The following is a 14,047-nucleotide window of genomic DNA, read 5'->3' on the forward strand; positions in this document are numbered from 1 at the left end:
ACCGGACCTAGGCTTGGTCCCGATGCGACACCACTTGCAGCTTGAGATCGCCCAGCGCCTTGAAAAGCGCGCCACGGGTGGCTTCGGGCAGGCCGTCGAACATGGCCTTGACCCATTCCTCATGGGCGCGGGCCATGCGGGCGAAGATTTTGCGGCCCTGCGGGGTGAGCTTGAGCACCGAGCTGCGGCGGTCGGACTCGACCTTGGCGCGCAAGACCAGCCCTTCTTTTTCAAGCTGGTCGGCGATGCTGGTGATGTTGCCGTTGGTCACCATCATGTGGCGCGAGAGTTCGCCCATCTTCATGCCCTTGGGCGCGCGCTGCAGCTGAGCCATCAGGTCGAAGCGGGGCAGCGTGGTGTCGAATTCGGTGCGCAGGCGGCCGCGGATGTCGCCCTCGATCAGGTTGGTACAGGTCAACAGCCTCAGCCACAGGCGCAGGGCGTGGTGGTCGTCAGGGGCGGCGCGGCTTTCCAGATCGGGGGCGGGTGTCGTCATATGGGCATCGGCTGGGGAGAAATCCCGGGTTTTTCGACAGGTACTTTAAATCTAAACTTGTACCCTGCGCCAGTGAGGCGCAAATCTGTTGCGGGCTGGGTTTTTGGCGTATATTATTTGAAACCTAAACTATTTTCCGGCCCTGATGTCTGGCCGCCAATCGCGGCGCATCGTCTACGGAGTGTATGCAATGAAAATCGTCTGCCTGGGCGGAGGCCCTGCCGGCTTGTATTTCGGCCTGTTGATGAAGCTGCAGAATCCGGCCAACGAAGTTACCGTAATCGAACGCAACCGGCCTTACGACACCTTCGGCTGGGGCGTGGTGTTCTCCGACGCCACCATGCAGAACCTGGCCGAGGCAGACCCGGTTTCGGCCAAGACCATCGTCGATGCCTTCAGTCATTGGGACGACATCGACATCCACTTCAAGGGCCGCACTATCCGCAGCGGCGGCCACGGCTTCATCGGCATCGGTCGCAAGCACATGCTCAACATCCTGCAGGCCCGCTGCGAGGAAGTGGGCGTCAAGCTGGTATTCGAGAGTTTGGTCGAAGACGACCAGAAAGTCGCCATCGACTACGATGCCGACCTGGTGATCGCGTCCGACGGCCTGAACAGCGGGGTGCGCAAGCGCTACGCCGATACCTTCAGGCCCGACATCGACACGCGCCGCTGCCGTTTCGTGTGGCTGGGCACCACCAAGGTGTTCGATGCCTTCACCTTCGCCTTTGTCCAGACCGAGCACGGCTGGTTCCAGGCCCACGCCTATCGTTTCGAGGACGGCCTGTCGACCTTTATCGTCGAAACGCCCGATGAAACCTGGCAGGCCGCCGGCCTGGAACACATGAGCCAGGAAGACGGCATAGCCTACTGTGAAAAACTCTTCGCGCCCTGGCTCGATGGCCACAAGCTCATCAGCAATGCCGGGCACCTGCGCGGCTCGGCCATCTGGATTCGCTTTCCGCGCGTCATCTGCAATAGCTGGGTGCGATGGAACGAGCTGGCCACCCCGCGCGGCATGCGGCAGGTCCCCGTGGTGCTGATGGGCGACGCCGCCCATACCGCGCACTTCTCCATCGGCTCGGGCACCAAGCTGGCACTGGAAGACGCTATCGAGCTGGCCCGCTGTCTGCGGCGCGCCCCCGAGCTGCATGCCGGCCTGGCGCACTACGAAGAAGTGCGCAGCGTGGAAGTCCTGAAGATCCAGAACGCGGCGCGCAATTCCACGGAATGGTTCGAGAACGTGGCGCGCTATGCCAGCCTCGAACCCGAGCAGTTCGCCTATTCGCTGCTGACGCGGTCGCAACGCATCTCGCATGAGAACCTGCGCCTGCGCGACGCGGCCTGGCTGGAGGGCTATGAGTCCTGGATCGCCAGGCACGCCGGCCTCGATGCCCAGCAGGCCGAGCGGCCGCCGCTGCCAATGCTCACGCCCTACAAAGTGCGCGGCGTCACGCTGTCCAACCGCGTCATCATGTCGCCCATGGCCATGTATTCGTGCGTGGACGGCGTGCCAGGCGATTTTCACCTGGTGCACCTAGGCAGCCGCGCCATGGGTGGAGCAGGCTTGGTCATGGTGGAAATGACCTGCGTCTCGCCGGACGCGCGCATCACCCCGGGCTGCCCCGGACTGTGGAACGATGCGCAGGCCGAGGCCTTTGGCCGCATCGTCGAGTTCGTGCACGGCAACAGCAATGCGCGCATCGGCATACAGCTGGGCCACGCCGGCCGCAAGGGTTCCACGCGCCTGGGCTGGGAGGGCATCGACCAGCCGCTGCCCGCGGACAACTGGCCCTTGATCGCGCCCTCGGCCCTGCCGTATATCGAGGGCATCTCGCAGGTGCCCCGGGCGGTCACGCGCGCCGACATGGATCGCGTGCTCGAAGACTTTGTCGCCGCCGCCAGACGCGCCGCCGCGGCGGGGTTCGATTGGCTCGAACTGCACTGCGCCCACGGCTACCTGCTGTCGACCTTCATTTCGCCGCTGACCAACCTGCGCACCGACGAGTACGGTGGCAGCCTGGAAAACCGCCTGCGCTTTCCGCTGGAAGTCTTTCATGCAGTGCGCGCCGTCTGGCCCGAGCACCTGCCCATGTCGGTGCGCATCTCGGCCAACGACTGGGTCGAGGGCGGCATCACGCCCGACGACGCGGTCGCGATCGCCCGCGCCTTCAAGACCGCCGGCGCCGACATGATCGATTGCTCGTCGGGCCAGGTGAGCCGCGAAGAAAAACCCGTGTACGGCCGCATGTTCCAGACCCCGTTCGCCGACCGTGTGCGCAACGAAGCCGGCATTGCCACCATCGCCGTGGGCGCCATCTTCGAAGCCGACCATGTCAACGGCATCATTGCTTCGGGCCGCGCCGACCTGTGCGCCCTGGCGCGTCCGCACCTTGCCGACGCGTCCTGGACGCTGCGCGAGGCCGCCCGCGTGGGTTATGCCGACGTGAACTGGCCCAAGCAGTACTTCGCCGCCAAGCGCCAGCTCGAAACCAATTTCGCGCGCGCCGCGGCCTACGCCACGCTGGACATCAAATGAGCGCGGCCCCGGATCAAGCCCTGGCCGGCCGCCATGCCCTGGTCACGGGCGGCGCACGCGGCATAGGCCTGGCCTGCGCCAAAGCCCTGCTGGCGCGCGGGGCCAAGGTCACGCTGCTGGGCCGGGGTCGCGAGTCTCTTCAGGCCGCCCAGGCCGAATTGATCGCCTCCGAGTCCACCGCGCCGGGCCGAGTCGGCTTCGTGTCCGCCGATATCGCAGACATGGCTTCGGTGCAGGCTGCCTTCGAACACGCCGCGCAGCAATCCGGCCCGGTCCATATCCTGGTCAACAATGCCGGACAGGCCGCCAGCCAGCCCTTCGCGCGCACAGACGCCCGGCTCTGGCGCGACATGATGGCCGTGAACCTGGACGGCACCTTCCATTGCATGCAGGCCGCGCTGCCCGACATGCTGGCCGCCGGATGGGGCCGCATCATCAACGTCGCCAGCACCGCGGGCCTGATCGGCTACGCCTACGTCAGCGCCTACGTCGCAGCCAAACATGGCGTCATCGGCCTGACCCGCTCGGTCGCCTTGGAGGTCGCCAGCAAAGGCGTCACCGTCAACGCGGTGTGCCCCGGCTACACCGAGACCGACATTGTGCGCGACGCGGTCGCCAACATCGTGCGCAAGACCGGCATGAGCGAGGATCAGGCCCGCGCCAAGCTGGCCGAGCGCAATCCTCAAGGCAGACTGGTGCAGCCCGACGAAGTGGCCGACGCCGTCGCATGGCTTGCGCTGCCCAGCGCCGCCAGCGTCAACGGCCAAGCCATCCCGGTGGACGGCGGCGAGGTGATGGCAGGCTGATTAATGCAAGGGCAATGAGATGATGCAAGTCTGCGGGGTATCGGGCCGGGACCGAGCCGACCGAATTGTTCCGCGAGGGCCACATCCGATGTCCTGCGGACGACTCAAGAACTCAAACAGACAGCGCAGCACGAAATCGAAGAGACGACAGGAAAGACCATGACAGAAACCGAACACACCATGAAGCACCACAAGCGCGCCTTGGCGCACTACACGCCCCGCAATTTCCTGTGGCAAGTCTCCGACGACCATAAAGTCGCCACCATTACCCTGAACCGTCCCGACCGCAAGAACCCGCTCACCTTCGACTCCTATGCCGAGTTGCGCGATCTTTTCCGCTCCCTGGTCTACGCCACCGACATCAAGGTCGTCGTGATCGCAGGCGCCGGCGGCAACTTCTGTTCCGGTGGCGACGTGCACGAGATCATCGGCCCGCTCACCCAAATGAGCATGCCCGAACTGCTAGCCTTCACCCGCATGACCGGCGACCTGGTCAAGGCCATGCGCGCATGTCCGCAGCCCATCATCGCCGCGGTCGACGGCGTATGCGCCGGCGCCGGCGCCATGATCGCACTGGCCTGCGACATGCGCCTGGGCACCCCCACGGCCAAGACCGCTTTTCTCTTCACGCGCGTCGGACTTGCGGGCGCCGACATGGGCGCTTGCGCACTGCTGCCGCGCATGATCGGGCAGGGTCGCGCCAGCGAGCTGCTCTACACCGGCCGCGCCATGTCCGCCGAGCAAGGCAGCGCCTGGGGTTTCTTCAATGCCCTGCATGCATCGGAAGAGTTGGCCGACGCCGCCTCCAAGCTGGCCGCGCAGATCGCCGCCGGCCCCACCTTTGCCCACGGTGTAACCAAGAAGCTGCTGCACCAGGAATGGAACATGGGCGTGGACGAGGCCATCGAAGCCGAAGCCCAGGCGCAGGCCCTTTGCATGGCCACCAAGGACTTCCATCGCGCCTACCAGGCCTTCGTGGCCAAGCAGAAGCCGATATTCGAGGGAGATTAGGATGAGCACCCCCAGGTTCACTACGTTTACCGCCCCCATTGGGGGCTCAGCCTCCTTCGGGCGGCCGTGCGGAGGCTGATATGCGCGACGCTAGCTGGCTGGCCTGGCCTTTTTTCGACGACGCGCATCGTGCGCTGGCGCACGATTTGGACGCCTGGTGCGAAAAAAACCTGGTCCATGTGGACCATCACGACACCGATGCCGCCTGCAAGCGCCTGGTGCGCGCTCTGGGCGAAGCCGGTTGGCTGCGCTACGCCGTGCCCGCCGGCCCGCACGGGGCCTGGGGCGGCAAATTGCCCCAGGTGGATTCGCGCTCGATCTGCATCCTGCGTGAAACCCTGGCGCGCTTTGAGGGACTGGCCGACTTCGCCTTTGCCATGCAGGGCCTGGGCAGCGGCGCGATTTCGCTGATGGGATCGGACGAACTGCGCCTGCGCTACCTGCCGCGCGTGGCGCGCGGCCAGGCCATCGCCGCCTTTGCCTTGTCCGAGCCCGACGCCGGCTCGGACGTGGCCGCCATGGCGTGCCAAGCGCGTCTGGATGGCGACCACTATGTGCTCGACGGCCAGAAGACCTGGATATCCAACGCCGGCATCGCCGATTTCTACTGCGTGTTTGCGCGCACCGGCGAGGCGCCCGGCGCGCGCGGCATCAGCGCCTTCGTGGTCGAGGCCGGCACACCCGGTTTTACCGTGGCCGAGCGCTTTGACCTGATCGCACCGCACCCCCTGGGCCGCCTGCACTTTGAAAACTGCCGCATTCCCGCCGGTCAGCGCCTGGGCGATGCCGGCCAGGGATTCAAGCTGGCCATGATGACGCTGGATATTTTCCGCGCCTCGGTGGCCGCCGCCGCGCTGGGCTTCGCGCGCCGCGCGCTGGACGAAGGCCTGCGCCGGGCGCGCAGCCGCCCCCTGTTCGGCCAGACCCTGGCCGACCTGCAGTTGACGCAGGCCGCGCTGGGCGACATGGACACGGCCATCGACGCTTCGGCGCTGTTGACTTACCGCGCCGCCTGGCAGCGCGATGTCCAGGGCACGCGGACCACGCGCGAGGCCGCCATGGCCAAGATGACCGCCACCGAGTCGGCGCAGACGGTGATCGACCGCGCGCTGCAGATGTTCGGCGGGCTGGGCGTGGTGTCGGGCGTGCCCGTCGAGAAGCTCTACCGCGAGATCCGCGCGCTGCGCATCTACGAGGGCGCGACCGAGGTGCAAAAGCTCATCATCGCGCGGGAACTGCTCAAGACCTGAACGCAAGCGCCTGCGGCCGCGGCGCAGCGGCCACCAAGGAGGAGAATCGAGCCATGGAAAGATCCGCACATATCGACACGTTTGCCCGCGACCACCTGCCGCCGCCCGAGGAATGGCCCGAGATCCTCGACAGTCCGGATACGCGCTACCCCGCGCGCTTCAATTGCGCGGTCGAGCTGGTCGATGCCATCGTGGCGCGAGGCATGGGCGAACGCGTGGCCCTGCGCTGGCGCCAGGACGGCAAACCCGCGTCCATGACCTATGACGCGCTGCGACGCCTGAGCAACCGTATCGCGCATGTGCTGACCGAGGATCTGCAGCTGGTGCCGGGCAACCGCGTGCTGCTGCGCGGCCCCAACAATGTCATGATGGCTGCGACCTGGCTTGCGGCGATCAAGGCGGGCCTGGTCACCGTGCCCACCATGCCGCTGTTGCGCGCCAAGGAACTCAAGCAGTCGATATCCAAGGCCGAGATACGCACTGTGCTGTGCGACGCGCGCCTGAAGGACGAAGCCCTGGCCTGCATGGATCCCGGCAACGAGCACTACTGCGCCGGGCTGGAAAAAATGGGGGTGTTCAACGACGCCGCGGCCGACGCGATCGATGCCCTGGCGACGAATAAGTCCGACGACTACACCGCCTGCGACACGGCGGCCGACGATGTCTGCCTGATCGCCTTCACCAGCGGCACCACGGGCGCGCCCAAGGGCTGCATGCACTTTCATCGCGATGTGCTCGCCATGTGCGATCTGTTCCCGCGCCATGTCATCGCGCCGCAGGCCGACGATATTTTTTGCGGCACGCCGCCCCTGGCATTCACTTTCGGCCTGGGCGGCCTGCTGTGCTTTCCGCTGCGCGTGGGCGCATCCACCGTGCTGTCCGAACGGCTCACGCCCGATTTGCTGTTGGCCGAGATCCAGGATTTTCGCGCCAACATCGTTTTCACCGCACCTACTTTCTATCGCCAGATGGCGGCGCTGGCAGGCAAATACGACATCCGCTGCCTGAACAAGAGCGTATCGGCCGGCGAGGCCCTGCCCGATGCCACGCGGCAGCTGTGGAAGCAGGCCACGGGCATCGAGATGATCGACGGCATAGGCGGCACCGAGATGATCCACGTGTTTGTCTCCAGCCCCCCCGACCAGGTACGGCAAGGCGCTATCGGCAGGGTCGTGCCCGGCTACGTCGCCCGGGTGGTCGGCGACGATATGCAGCCGGTGCCCAACGGAACGCCCGGCCGCCTGGCGGTCAAGGGACCCACAGGCTGCCGCTACCTGGCCGACGAGCGCCAGCGCAAGTTCGTGCAGCAGGGCTGGAACCTGCCCGGCGACACCTTCGTGCAGGACCAGGACGGCTATTTCTTCTACCAGGCGCGCAACGACGACATGATCATCTCGGCCGGCTACAACATCTCCGGTCCTGAGGTGGAAGACGCCCTGATGCGGCACGAGGCGGTGGCCGAGTGCGGCGTGGTGGGCAAACCCGACGACGAGCGCGGCCAGCTGGTCAAGGCCTTCGTGGTGCTCAAGCCGGGCTACGAAGCCACGCCCGAATTGGCCGCACGGCTGCAGGATTTCGTCAAGGCCACGGTCGCGCCCTACAAGTATCCGCGCGAGATCGAATTCATGGCTGCGCTGCCGCGCACCGAAACCGGCAAGTTGAAACGCTATACCTTGCGCCAAGGCGGCGTCTCGCTCTGAAAAGGGAGTATCCATGCAGCAAGAGGCAGGCAAGCCTTACCTCAGCGAAACGCAGGTACGCTTCCGGCACTGCGATCCAGCCGGCATCGTGTTCTATCCGCGTTATTTCGAAATGATCAACGACTTTGTCGAGGCGTGGTTCGACAAGGCGCTGGAACACTCCTTTCATAGGCTGTTGACCGACATGCATCTGGGTATTCCCACGGCCTCGATCCAGTGCGACTTCACCGCGCCCAGCCGCTGGAACGACGTGCTGCGCCAGGAGCTGACGCTGCGACGCATCGGCGGGTCTTCGATCAATTTCGATGTGCGCTTCATGGGCAGGGACGATGCGAGTCAGCGCCTGGCCGCCAATGCCACGTTGGTCTTCGTCGACGTTCAGAGCGTTCGCCCCGCGCCCATGCCGCGCGAATTGCGCGAACGCATGGCTGCCTATCTCGTGCCTGCCGCGCCGGCGGCCTGATTTCAATTTCCTTCAACAGGACGAAGTAATGAATATTCTGCAACCCCCGGATTGGCTGCCTCCCAAGGGCTACTCCAACGGCATCATGGTCGAGATGACCGTCGGGTCCAGGCTGGTCTTGGTCGGCGGCCAGATAGGCTGGAACGGCCAGCAGCAATTCGAGACCGACGATTTCGCCGGGCAGGTGCGCCAGACGCTGGAGAACATCGCTGCCGTGCTGAGGGAGGCGGGTGGCGGGCCGCAGCATATGGTGCGCATGACCTGGTATGTCAAGGACAAGCAGGAATACGTGGCTTCGTATCCGGCCGTCGGCAAACACTACCGCGAGGTGATGGGGCGCAATTTCCCGGCCATGACGGCGATCGAGGTGGCCGATCTGGTCGAGGATCGCGCCAAGGTCGAGATCGAAGTCACGGCAGTGATCCCGCAGGGCGGCTGACGCCTCAGCTCATGGCGATTTCGCCGTCCTGGCCTATCCCGACTTTGCCGCCGGGGTAGTCTTCGCGGAATTCACGCTGCTTGTGGCCCACGCGGATGCGCACCCCGCTGTGGATCGTCTTCCTGGCAGCCACATAGGCATCGGGCTTGGGCTGCAGGGCCGCGATCAGTTCGGCCTCTTCGGCCTTCAAGGCCTCCAGGTCGGTGAAAGTCTGCTTGTAGGTCTTGCGCGCCCGGTCACCGATGCCGTCGACGTCCTTCTGCGGGTTGGCGTGCAGGAACATCACCACCTTTTCCAGTTTTGCCTGCTGCTCGGCGAGGCCCTGGCGTTTTTGCTGCAATGCGGTAAGGTGAGCATGCGCGCGCGGGTCCAGGCCCACCTCGATGTCGGTTTGCACGGCCCCTGTCGAACCGATGACGCCTGATTGCACGGACGTCATGGCGCGGACGCGTCCGCCAACGATGATGCCGTTCTGTCCGCCCGGGGGGCCGACCACCACGCTGTCTCCGGAATCGACGAAGCACTGGCGTATTTCGCGTTCGGCCGCCACCATCTGGGCCGCCTCGATCTCGGCGTGCAGGATGAAGCGCGCCTTGACCATGCCGCCGCTTACCAGGCGGGCCGCGCGGGATTGCTCCTGGCCGTCGGTGGAGACGGTCTCGGTCATGCCGATGATCCCGCCATTGACCGTGATATTGCCCCCGGCATGAACCTCGGCGGCTTCGATGGTGCCCGAGACGAAGACGTCGCCCGTGACGCGCACCATCATGCCGGCGAGGATGTCGCCTTTGACCCGTAATGTGCCGTCGAAGTCGATATTGCCGCTGTTCAGGTCGACCGCCTCGATCTCGACCAGAGATGCGACCGACACGCCGCGCGGCATGACCTTGGGAGCGCCGGCAATCTCGGCGACCAGCAGGTCGGGATCTTCCGCGGACGGTTTGGCGCCGGGCAGAGGCAGGGCAAAGGGCGGGTCTTCGATTTTTGCAGGGTCGAGCACCTTGCCGGTGATGTCGAAACCGGGCGTGCCCGGTACGGCTGGCGTGCGGCGCATGAGCGGTGCACCCGGCTTGACCAGGATCAGGCTACCCATATTGCGATAGTCGATGCGGGCATAGGTGCCATCGTCCTGTCCGTCGTTCTCGTCGTTCTCGTCGTCCTCGTCGTGATGCTGCCGGGGGGATTCGATCAGGCTGGTGAAGAAGGCGGACTTGCCGGCAACGGGCTTCCGTCCTGCCGCAATGCGGGTACTTAGGCCGTCGTGGCGTTCGACCGCCTGGCGCAGGGCATCGTCCAGGATGCCGGCCACCACGCCGCGGCCGGCCAGCGCGGCCCGCACCTGCGCTTCGGTGACGGCCTGGCCGCCGCGCGGCGGTTCGACGAAAAGAGTGGCGCTCATGCGGTCATCCTCGATATGCAGTTCGAAACTGCCATCGATCAGGTCGTCCGTGGAGGAATCTACGGGCGGGACGGCGGACATGCGGTCTCCTTGGGGTCGTCGGCGCATCGGCGATGCCGGCTCTTTTGAGTATTGTGCCGCCAAATCAAAGCATCGGCATAGGGGCTGATAAGGCGGATTTTTCCTCTCCGAGCCAGGTCAAATGTCAACAAAGAAAAAGGCCGTGAAAGCGGCGCAGGGTTGCGCGCGAGATTCCGGACATCAATTGACTGCGATCTCTCCGTTGGCCCCCTGCCGCAGCTTGCCGCCCGGATAGTCTTCCCGGAATTCGCGGGCCTTATGGCCTATGCGCGCATTGACGCCGCTGTAGATGCGCTTTTTCACGGCGACATAGGCTTCGGCACGGGGCACCAGAGCCCGGATCAGTTCCGCTTCCTGCGCGGTGAGCGCGCTCATCTCGGCCAGCGTCTGCCTGAGGGTCTCGCGCGCACGCGCCCCGACATTGTTGACGTCCTTCTGCGGATTGGCCTGCAGGAACAGAACCAGCTTTTCCAGCTTGGCCTGCTGCTCGTTCAGTTCTTTGCGCTTGCGTTGCAGGACCTGGGCCCGGGCGTCGGTGCGCGGATTCAGGCCTACCTGAACTTCGGTGCGCACGGCCGACATCGAGCCCAGTACGCCCGAGTGCACCGATATCGTGGCGCGGATGCGTCCACCGACGATAGCGCCTTTTTGCGAACCTGGCGGGCCGACCACCACGCAGTCGCCGGCGTCAATGAAGCTCTGGCGAATTTCCCGTTCGGCCGCCACAATTTTGCGCGCATCGATATGGGCGTGGGAAATGAAGCGCGCCTTGACCGAGCCGTCGCAGACCAGGTGGGCCGCGCGGGACTGCGCCTGGCCGTCGTTGGCGACAGTGTCGGCCATGCCCACGATGCCGCCGTTGACCGTGATGTCGCCGCCCGCATGAACGTCGGCGGCCTCGATAGTGCCGGCGACGGCGATATCGCCCGTTACGTGGACCCTCATGCCCGCGACGATATCGCCCCTGACCTTCAGCGAGCCGTCGAAATCGATGTTGCCGGTATCGAGGTTGACCGCATCGACCTCGACCAGGGCGAACACCGATACTCCGTGCTCCATGACCTTGGGGGCGCCCGAGATAGCGGCGATCAGCAAGTTCGCGTCGTCCGGGCAGAGCATGACGCCCGCGAGGTGGTCGGCGAAGGGCTGGTCCTGTATTGGCGGCAGCTCGATGACCTTGCCGGTTATATCGAAGCCGGGAATGCTGGGCACGGCCGGTGTGCGACGCATGAGCGGGATGCCGGGCGTGACCAATATCAGGTTGCCCAGGTCGCGATAGTCGATGCGCACGTGGGTGTCCTCGTCTTCGTCCTCCACGGCTTCACCAATTTGATCGAGCGGGGATTCGATCAAATTGGTGAAGGCGGCGGGATGGCCGGGCGTGGGCTCCAAGCCCCTGGCTATGCATACATAAGAGCCGATACCCAGCTCCGCGGTCTGGCGTAGCGCATCGTCCAGAATGCCGGCCACCAGGCCTCGGGCGGTCATCTCTGCGCGTATCTGCTCTTCGGAAACCGCTGCGCCGCCGTTCAGAGGCGGTTCGATGGAAACCGATACGGCCATGTGGTCGTTGTCGATATACAGATAGAAGCGGCCATCGAGCGGGACGTCCGACGGCGTATCTGCGGGCAGGCCTTCGAGGCTATCGATAGGCAGGCTGTCGGACGGATCCCTAGGCAGATCTGCGGGCATGAATCCTCCTGGGTCGGGCGGCTGGCGCGAGACGATGCGACGGCGCCAGTTTCTATTTTGATGCCGCGCTGCATGTCACGGCCGTCCGATTAAAACATCGTTCCGAGCGGGCTTTGCAATTTCTTGCGGACTCAAGCGTCAAGAAAAGTAAGACCGCGAGTGCGGCTCGGGCCGTATCGGTTTTTTAGCCACGCATGAAGGCTTTTGGGCGGCGAGATGACTTTTTTCCTGTCGCGACAGGTAAGGCCGCCGTGCGGTAACCGGATATAAAATGGGGCTACTTGGATCGGCAGCCGGGCTTGACTGCAAGCAGCCTGGGCCACGCGCGCGCCCAGTCGCCACCGTGCGTCATGCCTGGCACGAGGTAAACCCGCGCGCACGCGGACCCGGCGCGCTCCACGAATCGTTGAGCGACCCGGGTGGGCACGACCTTGTCGCGCGCACCGCTGAAGTGAATTTGCGCAATCGCGCCGATGCGCCGCGCATCGTCTATGGGGTCGAGCGATGCCGGCATTGGCGAGACATCGTGGATGCGGTTCACATATTCGCTGTCCAGATTGCCCGCCACGGTGCGCAGCGTGGCAACGTCATGGCGCCGCGCGGCGATCAACACCGCCACCGCGCCGCCGCCGGAGTACCCGATCAGATTCACGGGCTGGCCCGGCACGCGCGCGACCAGCCGATCGATCGCGTCGTTCATCGAGGCGATGACCTCAGGCGCGTAGCGCTTGCCCGTCCAGTAGGGAACGGCGCATTGCGGGTTCAGTTCCATCGGTGTGAACTGGCAAGGCCGGGCCAGGTACGCCACATTGGGCGCGGGATCGGCCAGCATGCAGCCACCCAAAATGGCGCACAGGCACAGGAGGGCGAGTGCGCGCATCGAAGACTCAGCGGGCCAGTTCAGCGAACGCCTGCTCCGCCGCGTCGAACGTCGCCTGCAAGACGGCCTGGTCGTGCGTCGCTGACACGAAGCCGGCTTCGAAAGCCGACGGCGCGAAATGCACGCCGCGATCGAGCATCGCGTGGAAGAAGCGTTTGAACAGCGCGGCGTCGCAGGCCGACACCGCGTCGAAGGTATCGGGTACTTGGGCGCTGAAATACAGGCCGAACATGCCACCGATGGACTGAGCCGAGAAGGCCACGCCGGCAGCGCGGGCGCGCGCCTGCAGGCCTTCGGCCAAGCGCGCCGTGCGCTCGCCCAGGGCATCGTAAAAACCAGGCTGGCCTATCAGGCGCAGCGTGGCCAGGCCGGCGGCCACGGCCACCGGGTTGCCCGACAGCGTGCCGGCCTGATAGACCCCGCCCAGCGGCGCGATGTGCGCCATCAGGTCGGCGCGCCCGCCGAAGGCGCCCACCGGCATGCCCCCGCCGATGATCTTGGCCAGCGTGGTGAGATCGGGGCGTACGCCTGTCAGTCCCTGCATGCCTTGCGGCCCGACGCGGAAACCCGTCATCACTTCGTCGAAGATCAGTACGGCGCCGTGGCGCGAGCAGAGGTCGCGCAGGCCTTGCAGAAAGCCCGGGCGCGGCATGACCAGGTTCATATTGCCGGCCACGGGTTCGACGATGATGCAGGCGATGTGTGCTCCGTGCTGGTCGAACGCGGCCTGTACGGCCTGCAGGTTGTTGTATTCCAGCGTGAGCGTGTGCGCGACGAACTCGGGCGGCACGCCGGCCGAGCTGGGATTGCCGAAGGTGAGCAGGCCCGAGCCGGCCTTGACCAGCAGGCTGTCGGAATGGCCGTGATAGCAGCCTTCGAATTTGACGATCTTGGCGCGGCCGGTGGCGCCGCGCGCCAGCCGGATGGCCGACATGGTGGCCTCGGTGCCCGAGCTGACCAGCCGCACTTGTTCCATCGAGGGCATGCGCTGGATCAGGAGCTCGGCCAGCTCGACCTCGGCCTCGGTCGGCGCGCCGAAGGACAGGCCGCCGACGGCGGCTTCCTGCACGGCGCGCACCACTTCGGGGTGGGCGTGGCCCAGGATGGCCGGGCCCCACGAACCGATGTAGTCGATGTAGCGCGTGCCTTCGGCATCCCATACGTAGGGCCCCTGTGCGCGCTTGATGAAGCGCGGCGTGCCTCCTACCGAGCGGAAGGCGCGCACGGGCGAATTGACGCCGCCGGGAATGCTGCGGCAGGCGCGATCGAAGAGTTCGGCGTTGGTGGACAT

The 14,047-nt window shown here is 65.4% G+C and carries 12 protein-coding genes; 7 read left to right on the forward strand and 5 right to left on the reverse strand.

Translation table 11 applies throughout. The features are described from left to right. Positions 1-7 precede the first annotated feature (7 nt). Entirely contained in the window at positions 8-496 is a 489-nt protein-coding gene (locus H143_RS0109820) for a MarR family winged helix-turn-helix transcriptional regulator (protein WP_019938071.1), read from the reverse strand. A 190-nt stretch (positions 497-686) separates the two neighbouring features. Between H143_RS0109820 and H143_RS0109825 the strand changes: the two genes are divergently transcribed. The 7 genes from H143_RS0109825 to H143_RS0109855 all read left to right on the forward strand — a co-directional run bounded on the left by H143_RS0109825 (position 687) and on the right by H143_RS0109855 (position 8,704). Then, positions 687-3,035, forward strand: coding sequence for a bifunctional salicylyl-CoA 5-hydroxylase/oxidoreductase (locus H143_RS0109825; RefSeq protein WP_026349897.1), 2,349 nt, complete (start codon positions 687-689; stop codon positions 3,033-3,035). Further along, complete coding sequence (locus tag H143_RS0109830) at positions 3,032-3,841, forward strand: SDR family NAD(P)-dependent oxidoreductase (protein WP_019938073.1); 810 nt, start codon at positions 3,032-3,034, stop codon at positions 3,839-3,841. Before H143_RS0109825 ends, H143_RS0109830 begins: the two co-directional genes overlap by 4 nt. A 159-nt stretch (positions 3,842-4,000) precedes the next feature. After that, positions 4,001-4,852, forward strand: coding sequence for an enoyl-CoA hydratase family protein (locus tag H143_RS0109835; RefSeq protein ID WP_019938074.1), 852 nt, complete (start codon positions 4,001-4,003; stop codon positions 4,850-4,852). A gap of 80 nt (positions 4,853-4,932) precedes the next feature. Next, a complete protein-coding gene (locus tag H143_RS0109840) occupies positions 4,933-6,102 on the forward strand; it encodes an acyl-CoA dehydrogenase family protein (protein ID WP_019938075.1) in 1,170 nt (389 codons plus the stop codon). Between the two features lie 53 nt (positions 6,103-6,155). Beyond that, positions 6,156-7,802: an AMP-binding protein gene (locus H143_RS0109845; protein WP_019938076.1), complete on the forward strand. Its 1,647-nt coding sequence runs from the start codon at positions 6,156-6,158 to the stop codon at positions 7,800-7,802. 13 nt (positions 7,803-7,815) lie between these two features. After that, positions 7,816-8,265, forward strand: coding sequence for a thioesterase family protein (locus H143_RS0109850; RefSeq protein WP_019938077.1), 450 nt, complete (start codon positions 7,816-7,818; stop codon positions 8,263-8,265). 28 nt (positions 8,266-8,293) lie between these two features. Beyond that, positions 8,294-8,704: a RidA family protein gene (locus H143_RS0109855; RefSeq protein WP_019938078.1), complete on the forward strand. Its 411-nt coding sequence runs from the start codon at positions 8,294-8,296 to the stop codon at positions 8,702-8,704. Positions 8,705-8,708: 4 nt separating this feature from the next. On the opposite strand, the gene H143_RS20385 is transcribed toward H143_RS0109855, so the two are convergent. The 4 genes from H143_RS20385 to hemL all read right to left on the reverse strand — a co-directional run bounded on the left by H143_RS20385 (position 8,709) and on the right by hemL (position 14,047). Next, complete coding sequence (locus H143_RS20385; protein ID WP_019938079.1) at positions 8,709-10,184, reverse strand: DUF342 domain-containing protein; 1,476 nt, start codon at positions 10,182-10,184, stop codon at positions 8,709-8,711. A gap of 180 nt (positions 10,185-10,364) precedes the next feature. After that, positions 10,365-11,876, reverse strand: a complete 1,512-nt coding sequence (locus tag H143_RS20390) for a DUF342 domain-containing protein (protein WP_019938080.1) — start codon at positions 11,874-11,876, stop codon at positions 10,365-10,367. Positions 11,877-12,153: 277 nt separating this feature from the next. Continuing rightward, the gene (locus H143_RS20395; RefSeq protein WP_019938081.1) at positions 12,154-12,756 is read right to left on the reverse strand and encodes an alpha/beta hydrolase; all 603 of its coding nucleotides are present in this window, start codon (positions 12,754-12,756) and stop codon (positions 12,154-12,156) included. Positions 12,757-12,763: 7 nt separating this feature from the next. Then, a complete protein-coding gene (gene hemL / locus H143_RS0109875; RefSeq protein WP_019938082.1) occupies positions 12,764-14,047 on the reverse strand; it encodes a glutamate-1-semialdehyde 2,1-aminomutase in 1,284 nt (427 codons plus the stop codon).

Source organism: Bordetella sp. FB-8 (assembly GCF_000382185.1).
Taxonomy (GTDB): domain Bacteria; phylum Pseudomonadota; class Gammaproteobacteria; order Burkholderiales; family Burkholderiaceae_B; genus Bordetella.

Bases quoted from the DNA above. Each gene is read 5' to 3' on its own strand.
- H143_RS0109820 (WP_019938071.1), bottom strand. From the start codon at position 496: ATGACGACACCCGCCCCCGATCTGGAAAGCCGCGCCGCCCCTGACGAC.
- H143_RS0109825 (WP_026349897.1), top strand. From the start codon at position 687: ATGAAAATCGTCTGCCTGGGCGGAGGCCCTGCCGGCTTGTATTTCGGC.
- H143_RS0109830 (WP_019938073.1), top strand. From the start codon at position 3,032: ATGAGCGCGGCCCCGGATCAAGCCCTGGCCGGCCGCCATGCCCTGGTC.
- H143_RS0109835 (WP_019938074.1), top strand. From the start codon at position 4,001: ATGACAGAAACCGAACACACCATGAAGCACCACAAGCGCGCCTTGGCG.
- H143_RS0109840 (WP_019938075.1), top strand. From the start codon at position 4,933: ATGCGCGACGCTAGCTGGCTGGCCTGGCCTTTTTTCGACGACGCGCAT.
- H143_RS0109845 (WP_019938076.1), top strand. From the start codon at position 6,156: ATGGAAAGATCCGCACATATCGACACGTTTGCCCGCGACCACCTGCCG.
- H143_RS0109850 (WP_019938077.1), top strand. From the start codon at position 7,816: ATGCAGCAAGAGGCAGGCAAGCCTTACCTCAGCGAAACGCAGGTACGC.
- H143_RS0109855 (WP_019938078.1), top strand. From the start codon at position 8,294: ATGAATATTCTGCAACCCCCGGATTGGCTGCCTCCCAAGGGCTACTCC.
- H143_RS20385 (WP_019938079.1), bottom strand. From the start codon at position 10,184: ATGTCCGCCGTCCCGCCCGTAGATTCCTCCACGGACGACCTGATCGAT.
- H143_RS20390 (WP_019938080.1), bottom strand. From the start codon at position 11,876: ATGCCCGCAGATCTGCCTAGGGATCCGTCCGACAGCCTGCCTATCGAT.
- H143_RS20395 (WP_019938081.1), bottom strand. From the start codon at position 12,756: ATGCGCGCACTCGCCCTCCTGTGCCTGTGCGCCATTTTGGGTGGCTGC.
- hemL (WP_019938082.1), bottom strand. From the start codon at position 14,047: ATGTCCACCAACGCCGAACTCTTCGATCGCGCCTGCCGCAGCATTCCC.